The organism is Streptomyces sp. NPDC001339, from assembly GCF_042895955.1.
Classification (GTDB): Bacteria; Actinomycetota; Actinomycetes; order Streptomycetales; family Streptomycetaceae; genus Streptomyces.
This window is the reverse complement of sequence record NZ_JBIAWT010000002.1, coordinates 139728-160883: the sequence shown is the minus strand read 5'-3', so window position 1 is coordinate 160883 and position 21156 is coordinate 139728. Positions and strand designations below refer to the sequence as shown.

The 21156-nt window shown below is 70.5% G+C and carries 14 protein-coding genes; 7 read left to right on the top strand and 7 right to left on the bottom strand.

Translation table 11 applies throughout. The features are described 5' to 3' along the window. Positions 1-444: 444 nt before the first annotated feature. Both ACFY12_RS05895 and ACFY12_RS05890 read right to left on the bottom strand, forming a co-directional pair. Positions 445-1371: a tRNA (adenine-N1)-methyltransferase gene (locus ACFY12_RS05895; protein WP_390714510.1), complete on the bottom strand. Its 927-nt coding sequence runs from the start codon at positions 1369-1371 to the stop codon at positions 445-447. Between the two features lie 66 nt (positions 1372-1437). Next, entirely contained in the window at positions 1438-2706 is a 1269-nt protein-coding gene (locus tag ACFY12_RS05890; protein WP_390714509.1) for a site-2 protease family protein, read from the bottom strand. 249 nt (positions 2707-2955) lie between these two features. Between ACFY12_RS05890 and ACFY12_RS05885 the strand changes: the two genes are divergently transcribed. After that, positions 2956-3963 carry a RecB family exonuclease gene (locus ACFY12_RS05885; RefSeq protein WP_390714508.1) on the top strand — a complete coding sequence of 336 codons (1008 nt, stop codon included), beginning with the start codon at positions 2956-2958 and terminating at the stop codon, positions 3961-3963. A gap of 41 nt (positions 3964-4004) precedes the next feature. Beyond that, a complete protein-coding gene (locus tag ACFY12_RS05880) occupies positions 4005-4676 on the top strand; it encodes a response regulator transcription factor (protein ID WP_018087782.1) in 672 nt (223 codons plus the stop codon). Positions 4677-4808: 132 nt separating this feature from the next. Here ACFY12_RS05880 and ACFY12_RS05875 read toward each other — a convergent pair whose 3' ends face one another. From ACFY12_RS05875 to metH, 4 genes are all read right to left on the bottom strand, one after another. Then, a complete protein-coding gene (locus ACFY12_RS05875) occupies positions 4809-6407 on the bottom strand; it encodes an ABC transporter substrate-binding protein (protein ID WP_390714507.1) in 1599 nt (532 codons plus the stop codon). A 90-nt stretch (positions 6408-6497) separates the two neighbouring features. Then, the gene (locus ACFY12_RS05870) at positions 6498-8105 is read right to left on the bottom strand and encodes an ABC transporter substrate-binding protein (RefSeq protein ID WP_390714506.1); all 1608 of its coding nucleotides are present in this window, start codon (positions 8103-8105) and stop codon (positions 6498-6500) included. 332 nt (positions 8106-8437) lie between these two features. Further along, positions 8438-9181, bottom strand: coding sequence for an HAD family hydrolase (locus ACFY12_RS05865; RefSeq protein ID WP_390714505.1), 744 nt, complete (start codon positions 9179-9181; stop codon positions 8438-8440). A 252-nt stretch (positions 9182-9433) separates the two neighbouring features. Beyond that, a complete protein-coding gene (gene metH, locus ACFY12_RS05860) occupies positions 9434-12943 on the bottom strand; it encodes a methionine synthase (RefSeq protein ID WP_390714504.1) in 3510 nt (1169 codons plus the stop codon). 284 nt (positions 12944-13227) lie between these two features. Between metH and ACFY12_RS05855 the strand changes: the two genes are divergently transcribed. The 5 genes from ACFY12_RS05855 (at position 13228) to ACFY12_RS05835 (ending at position 19626) form a co-directional block, all read left to right on the top strand. Beyond that, complete coding sequence (locus ACFY12_RS05855) at positions 13228-13992, top strand: IclR family transcriptional regulator (RefSeq protein ID WP_390714503.1); 765 nt, start codon at positions 13228-13230, stop codon at positions 13990-13992. 228 nt (positions 13993-14220) lie between these two features. Continuing rightward, the gene (locus ACFY12_RS05850) at positions 14221-15009 is read left to right on the top strand and encodes an MIP/aquaporin family protein (protein ID WP_390714502.1); all 789 of its coding nucleotides are present in this window, start codon (positions 14221-14223) and stop codon (positions 15007-15009) included. A 55-nt stretch (positions 15010-15064) separates the two neighbouring features. Next, positions 15065-16627 carry a glycerol kinase GlpK gene (gene glpK / locus ACFY12_RS05845; RefSeq protein ID WP_390714501.1) on the top strand — a complete coding sequence of 521 codons (1563 nt, stop codon included), beginning with the start codon at positions 15065-15067 and terminating at the stop codon, positions 16625-16627. 13 nt (positions 16628-16640) lie between these two features. Beyond that, complete coding sequence (locus tag ACFY12_RS05840) at positions 16641-18245, top strand: FAD-dependent oxidoreductase (protein ID WP_390714500.1); 1605 nt, start codon at positions 16641-16643, stop codon at positions 18243-18245. A gap of 373 nt (positions 18246-18618) precedes the next feature. Beyond that, positions 18619-19626, top strand: coding sequence for a PAC2 family protein (locus ACFY12_RS05835; protein ID WP_390714499.1), 1008 nt, complete (start codon positions 18619-18621; stop codon positions 19624-19626). 260 nt (positions 19627-19886) lie between these two features. Here the strand turns inward: ACFY12_RS05835 and mshC are convergent, their stop codons facing one another. Further along, positions 19887-21116 (bottom strand): cysteine--1-D-myo-inosityl 2-amino-2-deoxy-alpha-D-glucopyranoside ligase, encoded by a 1230-nt coding sequence (mshC, locus tag ACFY12_RS05830; protein WP_390714498.1) that lies wholly within the window; start codon positions 21114-21116, stop codon positions 19887-19889. Between the last annotated feature and the right edge of the window lie 40 nt (positions 21117-21156).

Here is a 21156-nt window from a genome sequence, read left to right as displayed (position 1 = left end):
GGGTGGCAAGGAACCAGCTGGGCCGGGTTTTCCGGGTTTTCCTCGGGTGATGCCGTACGGGGTTTCCCGTAGGGGATCCCTTAAGGGTCGCGTGCGCCCCTGGCCGGTGAACGACGGGGCGCCGCCGGCGGTTCCCGGAGGGGGAACTCGTCGGCGGCGCCTGTGGGTTCGTGGCGGGGACATTCCGCGGGCGACGGGGTTCGGTGGCCGGTGGCCGGCCCGTGTTCCGCGGTCCGCGGGATACGGGGGCCGACGGGGTTCCGTAGCCGTGCGTGGGGTTCGGCGGCCGGCCGCATTCCACGGCCCGCGGGATGCATGGGCCGGCGGCATCGCGTCGCCGGTGGGATGCGGTGCGGTGGCCGACTGAGCAGGGTGGCCGGATCCGGACGGGTATTGCGCCCGGCGGGGGGGGGGCGGCCGCGCCCGTTGGCGACCGCCCGCTCCTTACTCGGCCGTGGTTTCCCGTCCGCCGGACGCGGCGGTTTCCCGTCCGCCCGGTCCGGTGTAGTCCTCGCCGTAGGCGCCCTTGGCCGGGCGGCGGCGGCGGAGCGGGGGCTCCACACCGTCGGCGAGGCGGCGGGCGGTGAGCAGGAAGCCGGTGTGGCCGATCATGCGGTGGTCGGGGCGGACGGCGAGGCCCTCGACGTGCCAGGTGCGGACCATGGTTTCCCAGGCCGACGGCTCGTTGAAGGTGCCGTGCTCGCGGATCGCCTCGACGGTGCGGGCCAGCTGCGTGGTCGTGGCCACGTAGGCGCAGAGGATGCCGCCGGGCACCAGGGCCTTGGAGACGGCGTCCAGGCACTCCCAGGGGGCGAGCATGTCGAGGATGACGCGGTCGACGTCGGTGTCGGAGAGGTTGTCCTGGAGGTCACCGACGGTGAGCGTCCACGCCGGGTGCGGGCCGCCGAAGTAGCGCTCGACGTTCTGCGTGGCGATCTCGGCGAAGTCGGCGCGGCGCTCGTAGGAGTGCAGCATGCCGTCGTCGCCGATGGCGCGCAGCAGGAAGCTGCTGAGCGAGCCGGAGCCCACCCCGGCCTCGACGACGCGGGCGCCGGGGAAGATGTCGGCCATCGCCAGGATCTGCCCCGCGTCCTTGGGGTAGACCACGGCGGCGCCGCGGGGCATGGACAGGACGTAGTCGGGGAGCAGCGGGCGCAGCGCGAGGTAGGCGACGTTCCCGGTGGTACGGACAACGCTGCCCTCGGGAGCACCGATCAGCTCGTCGTGGGGGAAGGCTCCCTTGTGGGTGTGGAAGCTCTTGCCCTCTTCGAGCGTGAAGGTGTAGTGGCGTCCCTTGGGGTCGGTGAGCTGGACCTGGTCCCCGACCTTGAAGGGCCCGCGACGGCGGGCGGCACCGGTCGGTTCGGACATGTGACCAGCCTACCGGCCCGTCGGGGCGGCGCGGACCAGTGGGCGGCGCGGAGGCGTCCGGGCCCGTCAGGCGGCCTTGCGGGCCATGGCGGAGACGAAGGCGCGCTCGACGTCGGCGGTGGACAGGACACCGTAGATCTCGCCGGTTTCCTCGACGACGAGGTATTCGGTGGCGGGGGTGGCGCGCAGGTACTCCAGGAGGTCCTCGCCGGCGAGTTCGGCGGAGACCCGCATGCCGTCCCTGAGGTCCTGGGCGAGGGTGCCGACGGCGACCCAGGGGCGGCGGTGGTCGGGGACGCCGACGATGGCGGTCTCGCGGACGAGGGCGGTGGGGCTGCCCTGGGGGTCGACGACGACCAGGGCGCGGGCGCCGGCGTCGTTGGCGCGGCGCAGTGCTTCGGAGAGCGGGGTGGCGGTCTCGACGGGGACGGCGCGCCGGGTCAGGGTGCGGGCGGTGAGGTCGGGGAGGCGTTCGCGCAGCCGTGCCATGCGCAGGCTGTTCCCGGCTCCGGTCCAGATGATGGCGGCGAGGATCGCGGCGAGCAGGGCATCGGTGAGCGAGTCGCTGCTGCCGATGTCCGGGCGGTCGTTGCCGAGCGCGCCGGTGTGGGTGAGCAGCGGCAGGCCGATGAGGACGGTGACGGCGAGGGCGCGGCCGATCCAGGCGGCGGCGATGGTGCCGCTCATGGGTTTGCCGGTGATCTTCCACACGATGGCGCGCAGCATCCGGCCGCCGTCCAGCGGGAGGCCCGGCAGCAGGTTGAAGACGGCGACGATGAGGTTGGAGATCATCAGGCCGGCGACCAGGACGCCGGGGACCGTGCCGGGCTCGACGAGGTGCATGCCGGCGTAGAAGACGCCGGCGAGGACGAGGGAGAGCAGCGGGCCGACGAAGGCGAGGATGAATTCGCGGCCGGGGCTCTCGCTCTCCTTCTCGATCTCCGAGACGCCGCCGAAGAACTGCAGCTGGATGCGGCGTACGGGCAGCTTGAAGCGGAGGGCGGCGACGGTGTGGGCGAGTTCGTGGACGAGCACCGAGGCGTAGAAGGCGACGGCGAAGAAGAGCGAGACGAGGTAGCGGGCAGTGCCGAGCTCGGGCAGTACGCGCTCCAGCTGGCCGCCGAAGACCCAGGTGATCAGGGCCGCGACGAGGAACCAGCTGGGTGCCACGTAGACGGGCACGCCGAAGGGGCGGCCCATGAGGATGCCTCCGCCGGCCTTCTGGCCCGGTGGGGGCGCCTTGGGCCCCTTGGTGTCCTTGGCCGGCTCGGGCGGCTCGGGTGGCCGGTGCGGTGCGGGCTCCTGGGGGTCGTGCGGCTTCCCGCTGTCGTCCACGGTGTGGCGTCCCCTCGTCGAATACGGCATACGCCCCTGCTCGGCCTGATATCTCGATCATGCAGGGCGAAGGGGTCCGGCGTCGATGGTATGCGGAGCGTGGGGGACGGTTTCGCTGTGGGGCGCGTGCGGCGCACCTGCACTTCGCCCCTCACTGCCTTCCGCTGTCCTCCGCCGCCCTCTCCTGTCCTCCACGGTGCGTCCGCGGCTCGTCCGGGGTTGTCAGTGGCGGGCCGTAGGGTTTGCGGCATGGGATGGAGCGCGGAGCAGGACGGGACGGGCACGCAGGGTGAGCGGGGCGGGGAGCCGGCGCGGCCGCCGGTGGCATTGTCGCCGTCGCGGGCGAGCGATTTCCTCCAGTGCCCGCTGCTGTACCGCTTCCGGGTGATCGACCGGCTGCCGGAGAAGCCGAGCCCGGCGGCGACGCGGGGGACGGTGGTGCATGCGGTGCTGGAGCGGCTCTTCGACGCTCCGGCGGCGGAGCGTACGGCGGCGGGGGCGCGCGCCATGGTGCCGGGCGAGTGGGAGCGGCTGCTGGAGCGGCGGCCGGAGCTGGCGGAGCTGTTCGCGGAGGACGCGGAGGGTGAGCGGCTGGGGCGGTGGCTGGCGGAGGCCGAGGCGCTGGTGGAGCGGTGGTTCTCGCTGGAGGACCCGACACGCCTGGAGCCGGCCGACCGTGAGCTGTATGTGGAGACGGAGCTGGATTCGGGGCTGCGGCTGCGGGGATTCATCGACCGGGTGGATGTGGCCCCGACCGGCGAGGTGCGCATCGTCGACTACAAGACGGGCAAGGCGCCCCGGCCGGAGTATGCCGAGGGTGCGCTGTTCCAGATGAAGTTCTACGCGCTGGTGATGTGGCGGTTGCGGGGCGTGGTGCCGCGGCGGCTGCAGCTGGTGTACCTGGGCAGCGGCGATGTGCTGACGTACGACCCGGGCGAGGCCGATCTGCGGGCCGTGGAGCGGAAGTTGCTGGCGCTGTGGGACGCGATCCGGCTGGCCACGCGGACCGGTGACTGGCGGCCGCGGCGGACAAAGCTGTGCGGCTGGTGCGACCACCAGGCGCACTGCCCGGAATTCGGCGGCACTCCCCCGGTGTATCCGCTGCCGGTAGGGGCCGCGGAGGGTGTTGGGGCCGGGGGTCCGGGGGTTGCCCCCGGGGAAACACAGCCGCTGGAGGTGCGGGCCTCGGGAGGTGTTGCGGCCGGGGGTCCGCAGGGCGGCGAGGAGACTCCGCAGGGCAGAATGGGTGTGATCTAGCCTGTCCGGGCGTTTCGAACGGGCGTAACGAAGGAGAGCTCGTGGCCATCCGCGTCCTGCTGGTCGACGACCAGCCCCTGCTGCGTACGGGATTCCGGATGATTCTGGAGGCGGAGCAGGACCTGGCGGTCGTCGGGGAGGCCGGTGACGGTCTGCAGGCGCTGGAGCAGGTGCGGGCGCTGCAGCCCGATGTGGTGCTGATGGACATCCGGATGCCCCGGATGGACGGGGTGGAGGCGACCCGGCAGATCACCGGTCCGGCGAAGGACGGTCCGGCGAAGGTGCTGGTGCTGACGACGTTCGACCTGGACGAGTACGTCGTGGAGGCGCTGCGGGCCGGGGCCAGCGGTTTTCTGCTGAAGGACGCGCCGGCGAACGAGCTGGTGCAGGCGATCCGGGTGGTGGCGGCGGGTGAGGCGATGCTCGCGCCGAGTATCACGCGCCGGCTGCTGGACAAGTACGCCGGTCATCTGCCGTCGGGCGAGGAGCCGGTGCCGGACACGCTGCACACCCTCACCGAGCGTGAGGTGGAGGTGCTGAAGCTGGTGGCGCGCGGGTTGTCGAACGCGGAGATCGCCGCGGATCTGTTCGTCAGCGAGACGACGGTCAAGACGCATGTGGGCCATGTGCTGACGAAGCTGGGGCTGCGCGACCGCGTGCAGGCGGCGGTGTACGCGTACGAGAGCGGGCTGGTCCGGCCGGGCGCCCAGTAGGGCCGGGCGCACAGCACAGCACGGCGCGGCGGGGCCGGCCCGGGGAAACCTCCGGGCCGGCCCCGCCGCGCTGTGTGCTGTCCTGTGGCGCCGCGATGCCGTGCTGCCGCTGTGCCGTGGCCGTGGCCCCGATCAGGCCTCGGACGCCTTCCGGATCTCCCAGAAGCGGAAGACGGTCGAGGAGTCCAGGGTCCACTCCAGGCCGGAGATGCCGTCGCGGGCCACCGCGTACTGCTTGCCCTGCCAGATGGGTATGACCGGCACGTCCTGGGCGACGATGTTCTGCAGCTCGCGGAAGGCGGGCTTGGTGGCCCCGCGGTTGGGTTCGTCGGCCGTCTTGGGCAGCAGCTGCCCGCTGATGGTGGGCGAGTCGTAGTTGTTGACCAGCACGCTGTCCTTGCCGAAGAACGGCTGGGTGAAGTTGTCGGGGTCCGGGTAGTCGGGGATCCAGCCCCTGATGTAGGCGCCGAACCGCCCTTCCGTCACGCCCTTGCCGAACTCCTCGGTAGGCACCGAGCGCACCTTGGCATCGAACAGGCCGCTGGCGTTGAGCTGTTGGGCGATCTCCTCGACGGCGGCGACGGTGCCGGGGCCGAAGCGGTCCGGAGTGGCCCACAGGGTGAGCGGCACCTTGCCGTTGAGGCCCTCGGCGTGCAGTGCGGCCTTGGCCTTGGCGGGCTGGGGGCGGTCGCCGTAGGTGTCGAAGAAGGCGGTGTTGTGGCCGGTGATGCCGGCCGGGACCACCGAGTACAGCGGTTCGGCGGTGCGCTGGTAGACGTCCCGGACGAGGGTGGAGCGGTCCAGGAGGTAGGCGATCGCCTTGCGCACGCCGGCCTGCTTGACCGACGGGTCCTTGAGGTTGAAGACCAGGTACATGGCCTCCGCGCTGCTGCCGTCGACGACCTTGGGGCCGTGCTCCTGCTTGAGGGAGGCCTTGTTGAGGCCGGCGATGTCCTTGGCTTCCAGACCACGGTAGGCGAGGTCGACATCGCCGCTCTCGACGGCCTTCTTGAGCTTGTCGCGGCTCTTGAAGAACTTCACGGTCATGCCGGAGTTCCGGACCTGAGCGGGGCCCTTGTAGGAGGCGTTGACCCCGAAGACGGCCTTGTCGGGGCCGTACTCCTTGAGCGTGTAGACGCCGGAGCCGACGGCCTTGCCGTCGGTGCGCAGCCGGTCGGCGGGGTACTCGGTGTGGTTGACGATGGAGCCGGCGCCGGAGGCGATCTTCATGGGGAAGGTCGCGTCGGGCGTCTTGAGGTGGAAGACGACGGTCTTGTCGTCCGGCGTCTCGACCTTGTCGAGGGCGGAGAGCATGACGGCGGGGCCGTCGCGGTCCTTGATGCGCAGCGTGCGGTCGAAGGAGTACTTGACGTCCTTCGAGGTCAGCGGGTCACCGTTGCTGAAGGTCAGGCCGTCTTTGAGGGTGCAGCGGAAGACCTTGCTGTCGCTGCCGGTGAAGGTGCAGCTCTTGGCCGCCTCCGGCTCGGGGGTGGTGCCGCCCTTGGGGAAGCTCAGCAGGGACTGGAAGACGTTGTTGAACAACAGCCAGGATCCGGGTTCGTAGCCGGATGCGGGGTCGACGGCCTTGACCTTGTCGGTCATTCCCATGACAACGGGTTCGCCGTTGCCGGCCGCTCCGGCGTCGTTCGTGCCGCACCCGGTGAGCGCGAGCAGGGCTGTTGTCAGCCCCGCTCCGATCGGGGCGGCCAGCCTCTGGTCACGCTTCCTCACTACGGTCCTCAATCTCTGGGTGGTGCCTGTCGGGCCGCGGTGGTCGAGCCACGGCGGGGGGTTGTGCGGGTGGTCGGTGGTGGTGCGGGCTCAGTCGGCGACGCCGCGGCCGAGCTCCCAGATCTGCAGGCCCGAGGAGGTGTTGAGGGCCCACTGGGTGCCGGTGATGTCGTCGCGGGCGGCGACGTACTGCTTGCCCTGCCACAGGGGGAGCAGCGGTACGTCCTCGGCGATGATGTCCTGCGCCCGCTTGAAAGCGGCCGCGGCGGAGTTGCGGTCGCTCTCCTGGCGGCTGGCCGGGATGAGCTGCGACTCGATGGTGCTGTTGCGGTAGGGGGAGCCGAGGAAGTTCTCTTTGCCGATGAACGGTGCGATGTAGTTGTCGGCGTCCGGGATATCGGCGAACCAGCCCATGCTGTAGGCGGTGTACTTGCCTTCCTGGCCCTCGGTGCGGAACTGCTGCCAGCTGTCGACGCCCTTGATGTCGACAGCGAAGAGTCCGGTGCTGTTGAGCTGGCGCTGCAGTGCGCGGATCTCCTGGGCGGTGCTGGAACCGTAGTGACGCGTGGTGTAGGTGAGGGTGAACTTCACCGGGGTGGTGATGTTCGCCTGCTGCAGCATCTTGCGGGCGGCTTCGGCGCTGGGGTTGCCGTACTTGTTGAAGAACGCGTTGACGTGGCCGGTGAGGCCGGTGGGGACCAGCGAGAAGAGCGGGTCGCCGGTGTAGGCGTAGACGTCCCGTACGAGCGCGGAGCGGTTGACGATCTGCGCGATCGCCTGCCGTACGGCCTTGTCGGCGACGGCCGGGGCCTTGGTGTTGAAGGCGAGGTAGCGGATCTCCTGGCCCGGCATCGCGTGGACCGTGAGGTGGCTGTCCCCGGCGTTCTGCAGGCTCTTGGCCTGGCTGGGCGACAGACCGCGGCTGAGCAGGTCGATACCGCCCTTGCGCAGCTCGCGTTCCGCCGTGGCGGAGTCGTCGAAGAAGCGCATCTCGATCTTGTCGTGCCGTGCCGTGAGTCCGCCCTGGTACTCGGGGTTCTTGGTGAAGACGGCCTTGGTGACGCGGTTGCCGCTGTGCTCGGCGCGGACGGTGTACGGGCCGGAGCCGGTCACGTCGAAGCCGTTGTGGAGGCGGCTCTTCGGGTACACCTCGGCATCCACGATGGCCGTGGCGGGGGTGGTGAGCTTCTGCGGGAAGGTGGCGTCGGGCGTCTTGAGGTGGAAGACCACGGTCTCGTCGTCCGGCGTTTCGACCTTGTCGATGCCGTCGAGCAGCGCCACCGGGCCGTTGGCGTGGTGGATGGCCTGGATGCGCTCGATGGAGAACTTGACGTCCTCCGCCGTCAGGGCATGGCCGTTCGAAAACTTCAGGCCGCTGCGGAGGGTGCAGCGGAACTGCTCGTGGCGGTTGTCGCGGAATCCGCAGGATTCGGCCGCGTCGGGCTCCGGCGCGGTGCCGCTCCGGGGCAGCCGCATCAGCGTCTGCAGTGAGGGCCGCAGCACGTTCCAGGCGTCGACGTCATAGGCCTGCGCCGGGTCGAGCGGGGCGGGCGCCTCCTTGGTCGCCTCGATATGGGTGGCCACCCCCACGACGATGGGATCGCCGCCTTCGCCCGCGCCGTCCCCGCCGCCGCAGGCAGCGAGTACGGGGGCGAGCAGACCGGCCAGCGCCGGCAGCACCAGGGTCTTGCGATTCATCGTGGACAGGTTCCTTATCAGCGGAGCGATGTTGCTCGCGACGAGATTAGTAGGAACGGTCAGCCGGACTGGGGCACACCGGAGTTGAATCGATATGGGTCCTGGATATCAATGGTGGGATGACCGATATCCGGACGGCGGAACGATTCGCGCGTTGCCCCACCAACCCGGACACTTACCCCCGTAGAAGCCCCTGAACAGGGGACTTGGATCACCTGCGAGGCCCGCTGTCGACAGCCTGGAGCGTGAGAAACGTCACGTATTCAGGAATCCATGCCGATGCAGAAATTCAGTCAGTGCATTCGTCACGGAAAATGAGCGTACCGCTGCCCTCAGTTCTCGGCGCTTTCCGCGGAACACGCTCGGTGCACACCGCCGCGGCTTTCCGTGATGAGTGTCCGGAGAAATGGCAGGTCGACTTCTTCCAGCGACGTCACGACCGTTCGGCCCGGTCCCGGCGGAATCCGGGTCACCGACGGCACCGCGACGACCCGGCAGCCCGCCGCCTCCCCCGCCGTCACACCGGTGACGGTGTCCTCGATGACCGCGCACCACTCCGGAGCCGCCCCCAGCCGCTCGGCGGCCGTCAGATACGGGTCGGGGTGCGGCTTGGTACGCGGCAGGTCGTCGCCCGCCAGGGTCAGCGCGAAGTGCTCCGGGCCGAGGGAGTGCAGCATCTGGTCGACGACGGCCCGGTGGGAGGCGGAGACCAGCGCGGTCGGCACGTCGTGGGCGGCCAGTTCGGCCAGCAGCCGGCCGGCGCCCGGCATCAGCGGGACGCCGCGCGCGATCCGCGCCAGGAAAGCGGCGTTGAGCAGCACACTGAGCTCGGTCAGGGTGATGTCGACGCCGGTGGCCTGAATCAGATAGCCGGCGCTGCGGGTCATCGGGCCGCCGACCACCACCTCGCGGTGGGTGTCGTCCAGGATGTGGCCGAGCCCGGCGAACACCTCCGCCTCCGCCTCCCACCAGAACCCCTCGGTGTCGACGAGTGTGCCGTCGAGGTCGAGGAACACGGCCTGGAGGGTTCCGGCGCCGGCCGGCCCGGTGCCGACCACGGGGATGCTGCTGGTCATCCGTCCACCTCCGTCGTGAGCCGTCCCCGGAGGGACGAAAGGGCCGGCCGTCATCCCCAGCGGGAGGAAGACGACCGGCCGCTACCGGACCGACAAGTGTACGACGGTGCGCGCCGGAACGCGTGGTGACACGGGCCGGAACCGGCCGGGCGGGTGCCCGGGCAGGCCCGACGTGCACTTACCCTCCGTAGCCCGATCACGCGACCACCGGCCGGGGGTCCGGGGGTTGCCCCCGGGAGTCGCTGTCACGCGCTACCGCGCGTTGAAGTACTTGGCCTCGGGGTGGTGGATGACGATGGCGTCGGTGGACTGCTCGGGGTGGAGCTGGAACTCCTCGGAGAGCTCGACGCCGATCCGCTCCGGCCGCAGCAGGTCGGCGATCTTGGCGCGGTCCTCCAGGTCGGGGCAGGCACCGTAGCCCAGCGAGAACCGCGCGCCGCGGTACTTGAGCGCGAACATGTCCTCGACCTCGTCCGGGTCCTCACCGCCGAAGCCCAGCTCGGCGCGGACCCGGGCGTGCCAGTACTCGGCCAGCGCCTCTGCCAACTGGACGGACAGGCCGTGCAGTTCGAGGTAGTCGCGGTAGGAGTTGGCCGCGAACAGCTCGGCGGTGGCGGCGCCGATCTTCGAGCCGACGGTGACGACCTGGAGCCCGACGACGTCGGTCTCGCCGGACTCCTCCGGGCGGAAGAAGTCCGCCAGGCACAGCCGCCGGCCGCGGCGCTGGCGCGGGAAGGTGAAGCGGGTGCGCTCGGTGCCGTCCTCGTGCAGCAGGATCAGGTCCTCGCCCTTGGACACGCACGGGAAGTAGCCGTGCACGACGGCGGCTTCCAGCAGGTTCTCGGTCTGGAGCTTGTCCAGCCAGCCGCGCAGGCGGGGGCGGCCCTCGGTCTCCACCAGTTCCCGGTACGTCGGGCCGTCGCCGCTGCGTGTCTCCTTCAGGCCCCACTGGCCCTTGAACAGCGCGCCCTCGTCCAGCCAGGAGGCGTAGTCGGCGAGCTGGATGCCCTTGACGACCCGGGTGCCCCAGAACGGCGGGGCGGGGACCGGGTTGTCGGTGGCCACGTCGGAGCGCACCGCGCCCTCGGGCTCGGTCACCTCCAGTACGGCGGTGTCCCGCTTCGGTACCCGGCGCTGTTTGAGTTCGGGCAGGGTCGCGCCGGGTACGCCGCGCTTGACCGCGATCAGGGCGTCCATCAGGCGCAGGCCCTCGAACGCGTCGCGGGCGTAGCGGACTTCGCCCTCGTAGATCTCGTGCAGGTCCTGTTCGACGTAGGCGCGGGTGAGGGCGGCGCCGCCGAGGATGACGGGGAAGTCGGCGGCCATCTTGCGCTGGTTGAGCTCCTCCAGGTTCTCCTTCATGATCACGGTGGACTTGACCAGGAGCCCGGACATGCCGATGACGTCGGCGCGGTGTTCCTCGGCGGCTTCCAGGATCGCCGAGACCGGCTGCTTGATGCCGAGGTTGACGACGTTGTAGCCGTTGTTGGACAGAATGATGTCGACGAGGTTCTTGCCGATGTCGTGGACGTCGCCGCGGACGGTGGCCAGCACGATGGTGCCCTTGCCCTCGTCGCCGGACTTCTCCATGTGCGGCTCCAGGTAGGCCACCGCGGACTTCATCACCTCGGCGGACTGGAGCACGAACGGCAGCTGCATCTGGCCGGAGCCGAACAGCTCACCGACCACCTTCATGCCCGCCAGGAGGGTGTCGTTGACGATCTCGAGGGCGGGGCGCTCGGTCAGGGCCTCGTCGAGGTCGGTCTCCAGGCCGTTCTTCTCGCCGTCGATGATGCGCCGCTGGAGGCGCTCGTCCAGGGGGAGGGCGAGCAGCTCCTCGGCCTTGCCGGCCTTGAGGGACTTGGCGGTGGCGCCCTCGAAGAGCTCCATCAGCTTCTGCAGCGGGTCGTAGCCCTCGCGGCGCCGGTCGTAGATCAGGTCGAGGGCGGCGGTGACCTGCTCCTCCTCCAGGCGGGCGATCGGCAGGATCTTGGAGGCGTGCACGATCGCCGAGTCCAGTCCGGCCTTGACGCACTCGTCGAGGAAGACGGAGTTCAGCACGATCCGGGCGGCCGGGTTGAGGCCGAAGGAGATGTTCGACAGGCCCAGGGTGGTCTGGACGTCCGGGTGACGCTTCTTCAGCTCCCGGATGGCCTCGATGGTGTGGATGCCGTCCTTGCGGGACTCCTCCTGGCCGGTGCAGATGGTGAACGTCAGGCAGTCGACGAGGATGTCGGACTCGTGGATGCCCCAGTTGCCGGTCAGGTCGGCGATCAGTCGTTCGGCCACGGCCACCTTGTGCTCGACGGTGCGGGCCTGGCCCTCCTCGTCGATGGTCAGCGCGATCAGCGCCGCGCCGTGCTCCGCGGCCAGCGCGGTGACCTTCGCGAACCGCGACTCGGGGCCGTCGCCGTCCTCGTAGTTGACGGAGTTCAGGACGGCCCGGCCGCCGAGCTGCTCCAGGCCCGCCTGGAGGACGTTCAGTTCGGTGGAGTCCAGCACGATCGGCAGGGTGGAGGCGGTGGCGAAGCGGCCGGCCAGCTCCCGCATGTCGGCGACGCCGTCCCGGCCGACGTAGTCGACGCACAGGTCGAGCATGTGAGCGCCCTCGCGGATCTGGTCGCGGGCCATCTCCACACAGTCGTCCCAGCGGCCGTCCAGCATCGCCTCGCGGAACTTCTTCGACCCGTTGGCGTTGGTCCGCTCGCCGATGGCCAGGTAGGAGGTGTCCTGGCGGAACGGCACCGTCTGGTAGAGGGAGGACGCGCCCGGCTCGGGGCGGGCCCGGCGCTCCGGCGGGGTGGTGCCGCGGACCCGCTCGACGACCTGCCGCAGGTGCTCGGGCGTCGTACCGCAGCAGCCGCCGACCAGGGAGAGGCCGTACTCGCCGACGAAGGTCTCCTGGGCATCGGCCAGCTCGGCGGGCGTCAGGGGGTAGTGCGCGCCGTCCTTGCCCAGCACCGGCAGGCCCGCGTTGGGCATACAGGCGAGCGGGATACGGGAGTGCCGGGAGAGGTAGCGCAGGTGCTCGCTCATCTCGGCCGGGCCGGTGGCGCAGTTCAGGCCGATCATGTCGATGCCCAGCGGCTCCAGGGCGGTCAGCGCCGCGCCGATCTCGGAGCCGAGCAGCATGGTGCCGGTCGTCTCGACGGTGACCGAGCAGATCACCGGGAGATCGGCGCCGGTGGCCTTCAGGGCGCGGCGGGCGCCCAGGATGGCGGCCTTGGTCTGCAGCAGGTCCTGGGTGGTCTCCACCAGCAGCGCGTCGGCGCCGCCGGCGATCATGCCCTCGGCGTTCTGCTGGTAGGCGTCGCGCAGGGTGACGTAGGGGACGTGGCCGAGGGTGGGCAGCTTGGTGCCGGGGCCCATGGAGCCCAGGACGTAGCGCTGCTGTCCGGTCCGCCGGGTGAAGTCGTCGGCGGCCTCGCGGGCGATCCTGGCGCCGGCCTCGGACAGCTCATGGACCCGGCCGGGGATGTCGTACTCGGCCAGGGCGGCGAAGTTCGCGCCGAAGGTGTTGGTCTCCACGCAGTCGACGCCGACCGCGAAGTACGCCTCGTGCACCGAGCGGACGATGTCGGGCCGGGTGACGTTGAGGATCTCGTTGCAGCCCTCCAGCTGCTGGAAGTCCTCCATGGTGGGGTCCTGGGCCTGCAGCATGGTGCCCATCGCACCGTCGGCGACCACCACCCGGGAGGCGAGCGCCTCGCGGAAGGTTTCGACGCGGGATGTGCTGGTGGATGATGGCGTGTTCGAGGCCATGGAGGTGCTCCCTGGTTGCGACGGCTGTCGGCTTTACGTCCTCCGGGAGAGGGCGTACCCGGCCAGCGTAGCGGCCGGACCCGGTACAGGTGTTCCCCGTTTCACGCCGTGGACAGCACAGCACCACTCCCTTGTCCGGCCCCCTGTCCTGCCCTTGTGCTGCACGATCCGTGATCGTCGGCAGATCGCGGTGCGGCTGTCGGGAACGTCCGGATCGATGACGGGAGTCGGCATGGGCCGATATCGTTTGGCATTGTCGAACCGCATACTTCGGAGGTTGCCCGATGGCACGGACCATCCAGTCGCTCGAGCGCGCCGCCGCGATGCTGCGGCTGCTCGCGGGCGGGGAGCGGCAGCTGGGGCTGTCCGACATCTCCTCCGCCCTGGGACTGGCCAAGGGCACCGCGCACGGGATCCTGCGCACCTTGCAGCAGGAGGGGTTCGTCGAGCAGGACGACCTCTCCGGCCGCTACCAGCTGGGCGCGGAGCTGCTGCGGCTGGGCAACAGCTACCTGGACGTGAACGATCTGCGGGCCCGCGCCCTGGTCTGGACCGACGATCTGGCCCGGGCCAGCGGCGAGGCGGCCTACCTGGGCGTACTGCACCAGCGGGGCGTGCTGGTCGTGCACCACGTCTTCCGGCCGGACGACAGCCGGCAGGTGCTGGAGGTGGGCGCCATGCAGCCGCTGCACAGCACGGCGCTGGGCAAGGTGCTCTGCGCGTACGACCCGGTGGCGCACAGCGAGGCGGCCGAGACGGAGCGGACGGCGTTCACCCCGCGCACGGTGACCGGTCCGGAGGACTTCGAGGGGCTGCTGGACCTGGCCCGGGCGCGCGGCTGGGCCGCGGACGTGGAGGAGACCTGGGAGGGCGTGGCGTCGGTGGCCGCGCCGATCCATGACCGGCGGCGGATGCCGGTGGGTGCGGTGGGCGTCACAGGGGCGGTCGAGCGGGTCTGCAAGGAGGGCGAGCTGCGGCCGGAAATCGTCGCCGCTGTGAGGGATTGCGCACGTGCGGTCTCCCGCGACCTCGGCGCGGGGCGGTTTTGACCGGTTTTGCCCCTTAAGTTGGCCTAAGTTTTTCGCCAATGAAGCCTTGACGAGGTTCACATGGTGAACAAAACTGCCGTTCGTCGGTCGGCATTGCCGAACACCTAACGACAATATTCGCTATGGTGAGCACTGCCGCGGGGCCGACCACCGCCCTCTCGGAGGGCGCGGACCACCGGAGGGACCCGGGGTTCGCCTTCCCCTGGACGAAGGACAAAGGAGTCACGGGTGTCCAGCTCCGAAATCTTCATCAGCGAGACCGTCGGTACCGCTGTTCTGCTTCTGATGGGCGGCGGCGTCTGCGCCGCCGTCACGTTCAAGCGCTCCAAGGCGTTCAACGCCGGATGGCTCGCCATCGCCTTCGGGTGGGGCTTCGCCGTCCTCACCGGTGCCTACATCGCCGCGAAGTCCGGCGCACACCTCAACCCCGCGGTCACCCTCGGCCTGGCCATCAAGGGCGGCACCGCATGGAGCCAGGTACCGGTCTACCTCGCCGGTGAGCTGCTCGGCGCCATGATCGGCGCCGTTCTCGTGTGGATCGCCTATTACGGGCAGTTCCGGGCCCACCTGACCGATCCCGAGGTGCTGGCGAACCACACCTCCGAAGAGGGTCTGGTCGACCCGAAGGCCGCTCCCAAGGCCGGCCCGGTGCTCGGTATCTTCTCCACCGGGCCGGAGATCCGGCACACGGTGCAGAACCTGGCCACCGAGATCATCGCCACCGCCGTGCTCGTGCTCGCGATCCTCAACCTGGGGCTGACCGACAACGGAAAGGGCGTCAGCTGGGGCGGCACCCTGCTCGTCGCACTGGTGGTCGTCGGCATCGGCCTGTCGCTGGGCGGCCCGACCGGCTACGCCATCAACCCGGTCCGCGACCTCGGTCCGCGTATCGTGCACGCGCTGCTGCCGCTGCCGAACAAGGGCGGTTCGGACTGGGGCTACGCCTGGATCCCGGTCGTCGGCCCGCTGATCGGCGGCGCCCTGGCCGGAGGCCTTCACCTGGTGGCGTTCGCCTGAGCCGCCCGACCGCCCCGCAGCCGCCCGCACAGACTTCTTGGAGCACACAGACATCATGAGCGACACCCACACCCCCTCCCACGGGCCCGGCACACCTTCCCACGGGCACGGCCCGTTCATTGCGGCCATCGACCAGGGGACGACCTCCAGCCGCTGCATCATCTTCGACAAGGACGGCCGGATCGTCGCGGTCGACCAGAAGGAACACGAGCAGATCTTCCCCAGGCCCGGCTGGGTCGAGCACAACGCCGCCGAGATCTGGGCCAACGTCCAGCAGGTCGTCGAGGGCGCCGTACGCAAGGCCGGCGTCACCGCCTCCGACGTCGCCGCCATCGGCATCACCAACCAGCGCGAGACCACCGTCCTGTGGGACCGGCACACCGGCGAACCCGTCCACAACGCCATCGTCTGGCAGGACACCCGCACCGACGCGCTCTGCAAGGAACTCGGCCGCAACGTCGGCCAGGACCGCTTCCGCCGCGAGACCGGCCTGCCCCTCGCGTCGTACTTCGCCGGGCCGAAGATCCGCTGGCTGCTCGACAACGTCGAGGGCCTGCGCGAGCGCGCCGAACGCGGCGACATCCTCTTCGGCACCATGGACTCCTGGGTCATCTGGAACCTCACCGGCGGTGTCAACGGCGGCCACCACGTCACCGACGTCACCAACGCCTCCCGCACCATGCTGATGAACCTGCACAGCCTGCAGTGGGACGAGCGGATCCTGGACTCGATGGCGATCCCGGCGGCAGTCCTGCCGGAGATCAGGTCCTCCGCCGAGGTCTACGGCAACTCCGCCGGCGGCGCCCTCGCCGGCGTCCCCGTCGCCTCCGCGCTCGGCGACCAGCAGGCCGCCCTGTTCGGCCAGACCTGCTTCGAGCAGGGCGAGGCCAAGTCCACGTACGGCACCGGCACCTTCATGCTGATGAACACCGGCCACGAGCCGGTCAACTCGTACAACGGACTGCTGACCACCGTCGGTTACCGCATCGGCGACCAGCGGCCGGTCTACGCGCTGGAAGGCTCCATCGCCGTCACCGGCTCGCTCGTCCAGTGGATGCGCGACCAGATGGGCCTCATCAACAGCGCCGCCGAGATCGAGACCCTGGCCAGCACCGTCGAGGACAACGGCGGCGCCTACTTCGTACCGGCCTTCTCCGGCCTGTTCGCCCCCTACTGGCGTTCGGACGCCCGCGGCGTCATCGCGGGCCTGACCCGCTACGTCACCAAGGCGCACATCGCGCGCGCCGTCCTCGAGGCCACCGCCTGGCAGACCCGCGAGATCACCGACGCCATGACCAAGGACTCCGGCGTCGACCTGACCGCGCTCAAGGTCGACGGCGGTATGACCTCCAACAACCTGCTGATGCAGACCATCTCGGACTTCCTGGACGCCCCCGTGGTGCGCCCCATGGTCGCCGAGACCACCTGCCTCGGCGCTGCCTATGCGGCCGGACTGGCCGTCGGCTTCTGGTCCAGCACCGACGAGCTGCGCGCCAACTGGCGCCGGGCCGCCGAATGGACCCCCCGCATGGACGCGGCCACCCGTGACCGCGAATACAAGAACTGGCTCAAGGCCGTCGAGCGGACCATGGGCTGGATCGACGACGACGAGAGCTGACGAGGAGCACATCATGAGCACCCTGCAGAGCGTCCCGGCACTCGGGACGCACCCGGCCAACGGTTCCCCCGCGAGCCGCGCCGAGACTCGGGAGCAGCTTTCCAAGGCGACATACGACCTCCTGGTGATCGGTGGCGGCATCCTGGGCATCTCCACTGCCTGGCACGCCGCGCAGGCCGGGCTGCGGGTGGCCCTGGTGGACGCCGGTGACTTCGCCGGCGCCACCTCCTCCGCCTCCTCCAAGCTGCTGCACGGCGGTCTGCGCTACCTGCAGACCGGCGCGGTCAAGCTGGTGGCGGAGAACCACTTCGAGCGGCGCGCGGTCTCCCGCGAGGTCGCCCCGCACCTCTCCAACCCCCTCACCTTCTACCTGCCGGTCTACAAGGGCGGCCCGCACGGCGCGGCCAAGCTCGGCGCAGGTGTCTTCGCCTACTCCGCGCTCTCCGCGTTCGGCGACGGCGTCGGCCACGTCATATCCGCGGCCAAGGCGCAGCGCGACGTCCCCGAGCTGCGTACGGAGAACCTCAAGGCCGTGGCCGTCTACGGCGACGACCAGATGAACGACTCCCGGATGGCCCTGATGACGGTCCGCGCGGCGGTCGACGCCGGCGCCACCGTCCTCAACCACTCCGAGGTCACCGGCCTGCGCTTCACCCAGGGCCGGGTCACCGGCGCCGAGCTCAAGGACCGCCTGGACGGCACCGAGTACGGCGTCAACGCCCGCCTGGTGCTGAACGCCACCGGCCCCTGGGTCGACCACCTCCGCAAGATGGAGGACGCGAACGCGGCCCCGTCGATCCGGCTGTCGAAGGGTGCGCACCTGGTCCTCAAGCGCACCTCCCCGTGGAAGGCCGCGCTGGCGACCCCCATCGACAAGTACCGCATCACCTTCGCCCTCCCCTGGGAGGACATGCTGCTCCTCGGCACCACCGACGAGGAGTACGAGGGCGACCCGGCGGATGTCGCGGTCAACGAGAAGGACACCGCCCAGATCCTGGACGAGGCCGCCTTCTCCATCCGCGACCAGCAGCTGAGCCGCGACCTGATCACGTACTCCTTCGCGGGTCTGCGGGTGCTGCCCGGCGGCCCCGGCGACACCTCCAAGGCCAAGCGCGAGACCGTCGTCACCGAGGGCTCCGGCGGCATGCTGTCGGTGGCCGGCGGCAAGTGGACGACCTTCCGCCACATCGGCCGTACGATCATGAACAAGCTCGCCGCGCTGCCGGGCGGCCCGCTGGCCGACGACATGGAGCCGATCGCCCACCTGCCGAAGAAGCTGCCGCTGCCCGGCATCGCCAACCCGAACGCGGTCGCACACCGGCTGCTGGTCGACGGCGGCACCCCCGGCCCGCGGATGGCCCCGGACACCGCCCGCCACCTCGCCACCCACTACGGCTCGCTGTCCTTCGACATCGCCCGTCTGGCCAACGAGGACCCGGCCCTGGCCGAGCGCATCCACCCGGACGCCCCCGAGATCTGGGCCCAGGTCGTCTACGCCCGTGACAACGAGTGGGCCGAGACGGTCGACGACGTCCTCCGCCGCCGCACCACCCTCACGATCCGCGGCCTCGACACGGAAGACGTCCGCACCAAGGTCAAGGACCTGCTGACGGACTGACACCGGAGGCCCGGCGAACGAAGGGGTGGTCCCGGAAGGGGCCGCCCCGTCGTGCGTCGGAAGGGGCCGCCCATCGTGCGTCGGAAGGGACCGCCCATCGTGCGTCGGAAGGGACCGCCCGTCGTGCGTCGGAAGGGACCGCCCGTCGTGCGTCGGAAGGGACCGCCCGTCGTGCGTCGGAGCCGCGATGTGGTCGAACATCCCCAGGACACATCGGACGAACAGCACGGGAACGGGGCGGATGTATCGGTACTCGTTCGTGCACAGGGGCTGCGGACCGCCACCACACACGCCGTAGGCTGGGTGGCGCACGCAACGGAACTGCTGCCGGCGGCCGCCCCAGGCGGCCGAACCGGTCGGAAGGAGGCGCTGGGTGATCGAGCTCGAGGGGGTACCCGAGCTGATCGACCCGGTCATGGTGGCCGCGTTCGAAGGCTGGAACGACGCCGGCGACGCCGCCTCCGCCGCGGTCGCACACCTGGACCGGGAATGGAAGGGCGAGGTCTTCGCCTCACTGGACGCCGAGGACTACTACGACTTCCAGGTGAACCGTCCCACCGTCTCCCTGGACGGCGGCGTGCGGAAGATCACCTGGCCGACGACCCGCCTCTCCGTCGTCCGCGTCGGCGGCGGAGACCGGGGCGGGGACGGGGACGGCAAGGGGCGCACCCGCGATCTCGTCCTGGTCCGCGGGATCGAGCCCAGCATGCGCTGGCGCTCGTACTGCAACGAAATCCTCGGCTACGCCCATGAGTTGGGCGTGGAGATGCTGGTGGTGCTGGGCTCGCTGCTGGGCGACACCCCGCACACCCGCCCGGTCCCGGTCAGCGGGATCACCTCCGACGCGGACCTGGCCCGCCGGCTGGACCTGGAGGAGTCCCGCTACGAGGGCCCGACGGGCATCGTCGGCGTCCTCCAGGAGGCGTGCACCCACGCGGGCCTGCCCGCGGTGAGCCTGTGGGCCGCGGTGCCGCACTACGTGTCCCAGCCGCCCAACCCGAAGGCCAGCCTCGCACTGCTGAACCGCCTGGAGGACCTGCTCGACATCAGCATCCCGCTGGGCGAGCTGAGCGAGGACGCGCGGGCCTGGCAGCTGGGAGTGGACCAGCTGGCGGCCGAGGACAGCGAGGTCGCCGAGTACGTCCAGTCGCTGGAGGAGGCGCGGGACACCGCGGACCTGCCGGAGGCCTCCGGTGAGGCCATCGCCCGCGAGTTCGAGCGCTATCTGCGCCGCCGCGACCCGCATACCGCGGAAGGCGGCAGGACCACCGAGGGGCGGGACGGTTCGTTCCTCCGCGACACGTCCAGCGGACGCACCCGGCCGCCGCGGCCGGCTCCGCAGGACCCTCCGCACGAGGAGTCGCCGGAGGGCGACGAATAATCGCTGCGCTTGGCTTGATTCCCACGTTGTTGGCTTTCCCGCCGTGGCGCCTGGCGGCGGGCTGTTCGCCGCTGCGCGGGGCTGTACGTCACGGGTGCGCCCCTCCGAACTTCGTTCTGCGGTGCGCCCCCTCCCGTGGGTGGGTGGAAGAAGACCGGTGGGGTGTACGTAAGCGATCGTCTGCTGGCAGTAGACCGCTCATGTACACCCCCACCCAGGGTCTTCACTCCCTGGAGGACCTGGAGGAACTGGAGGACTCCCTAAAGGGCTACGCCCAACAATGCGTCAACAGCCCGCGAGACAAGGCCGGGTGCGCCCTCGTCCGTTCCTCCGCCGTTCTCCTGGACGGCGGCCCAGGCGTCCACCGCCGCCAGCGCCGCCGGGGAGTCCAGGTCGTCCGCGAGGGCCTCGCGGATCCGCTCCAGGAGCACGTCGGCTGACGGGCCGTCGGGGCGGGAGACCGCGGCACGCCAGCGCGCGAGCCGCTGTTCGGCCTCCTCCAGCACCGCGTCGGTCCACTCCCAGTCGGCGCGGTAGTGGTGCGAGAGCAGCGCCAGCCGGATCGCGGCCGGGTCGGTGCCGGCCCGCCGGACCGCGGAGACGAAGACGAGGTTGCCCTTCGACTTGGACATCTTCTCGCCGTTCAGCGCCACCATCCCGGCGTGCACATACGCCTTGGCGAACGGGTGCGTGCCGGTGAGGGCCTGGGCGTGCGAGGCGCCCATCTCGTGGTGCGGGAAGACCAGGTCGGAGCCGCCGCCCTGGACGTCGAAGCCCATGCCGAGGTGTTCGAGGGCGATGGCGACGCACTCGATGTGCCAGCCGGGCCGTCCGCGGCCCAACGAGGCGCCGTCCCAGCTCGGTTCGCCGTCGCGGGCGGCCTGCCACAGCATCGGGTCGAGGGGGTTCTTCTTGCCCTCGCGCTCCGGGTCGCCGCCGCGTTCGGCGGACAGCAGCCGCATCGCCTCCGCGTCCAGGCCGGAGACCTCGCCGAAGTGCGGGTCGGAGGCGACGGAGAAGTAGATGTCGCCGTCGAGTTCGTAGGCGGCGCCGGCATCCCGGAGCCGTTCCACCAGCGGGACGATGCCGGGTATCGCCTCGACCGCGCCGATGTAGTGGCGGGGCGGCAGCATCCGCAGGGCCGTCATGTCCTCGCGGAACAGGGCGGTCTCGCGTTCGGCGAGCGCGGTCCAGTCCTCGCCGGTCGCCAGGGCCCGCTCCAGCAGCGGGTCGTCCACGTCGGTGACGTTCTGCACGTAGTGCACTTGGCGCTTCGTGTCGAGCCACACGCGCTGCACCAGGTCGAACGCGTTGTAGGTCGCCGCGTGTCCCATGTGGGTGGCGTCGTAGGGCGTGATGCCGCAGACGTAGAGGCGGGCGACGGGACCGGGATCGAGGGTCACCCGTCCGCCGGTCGCGGTGTCGTGGATCCTCAGGTCGCGGCCCTGACCGGGCAGGGCGGGGACCTCGGAAGCGGGCCATGCATGCATGCCTTGAGCGTAACCGGACGCATGTTCCGTATACGAACCG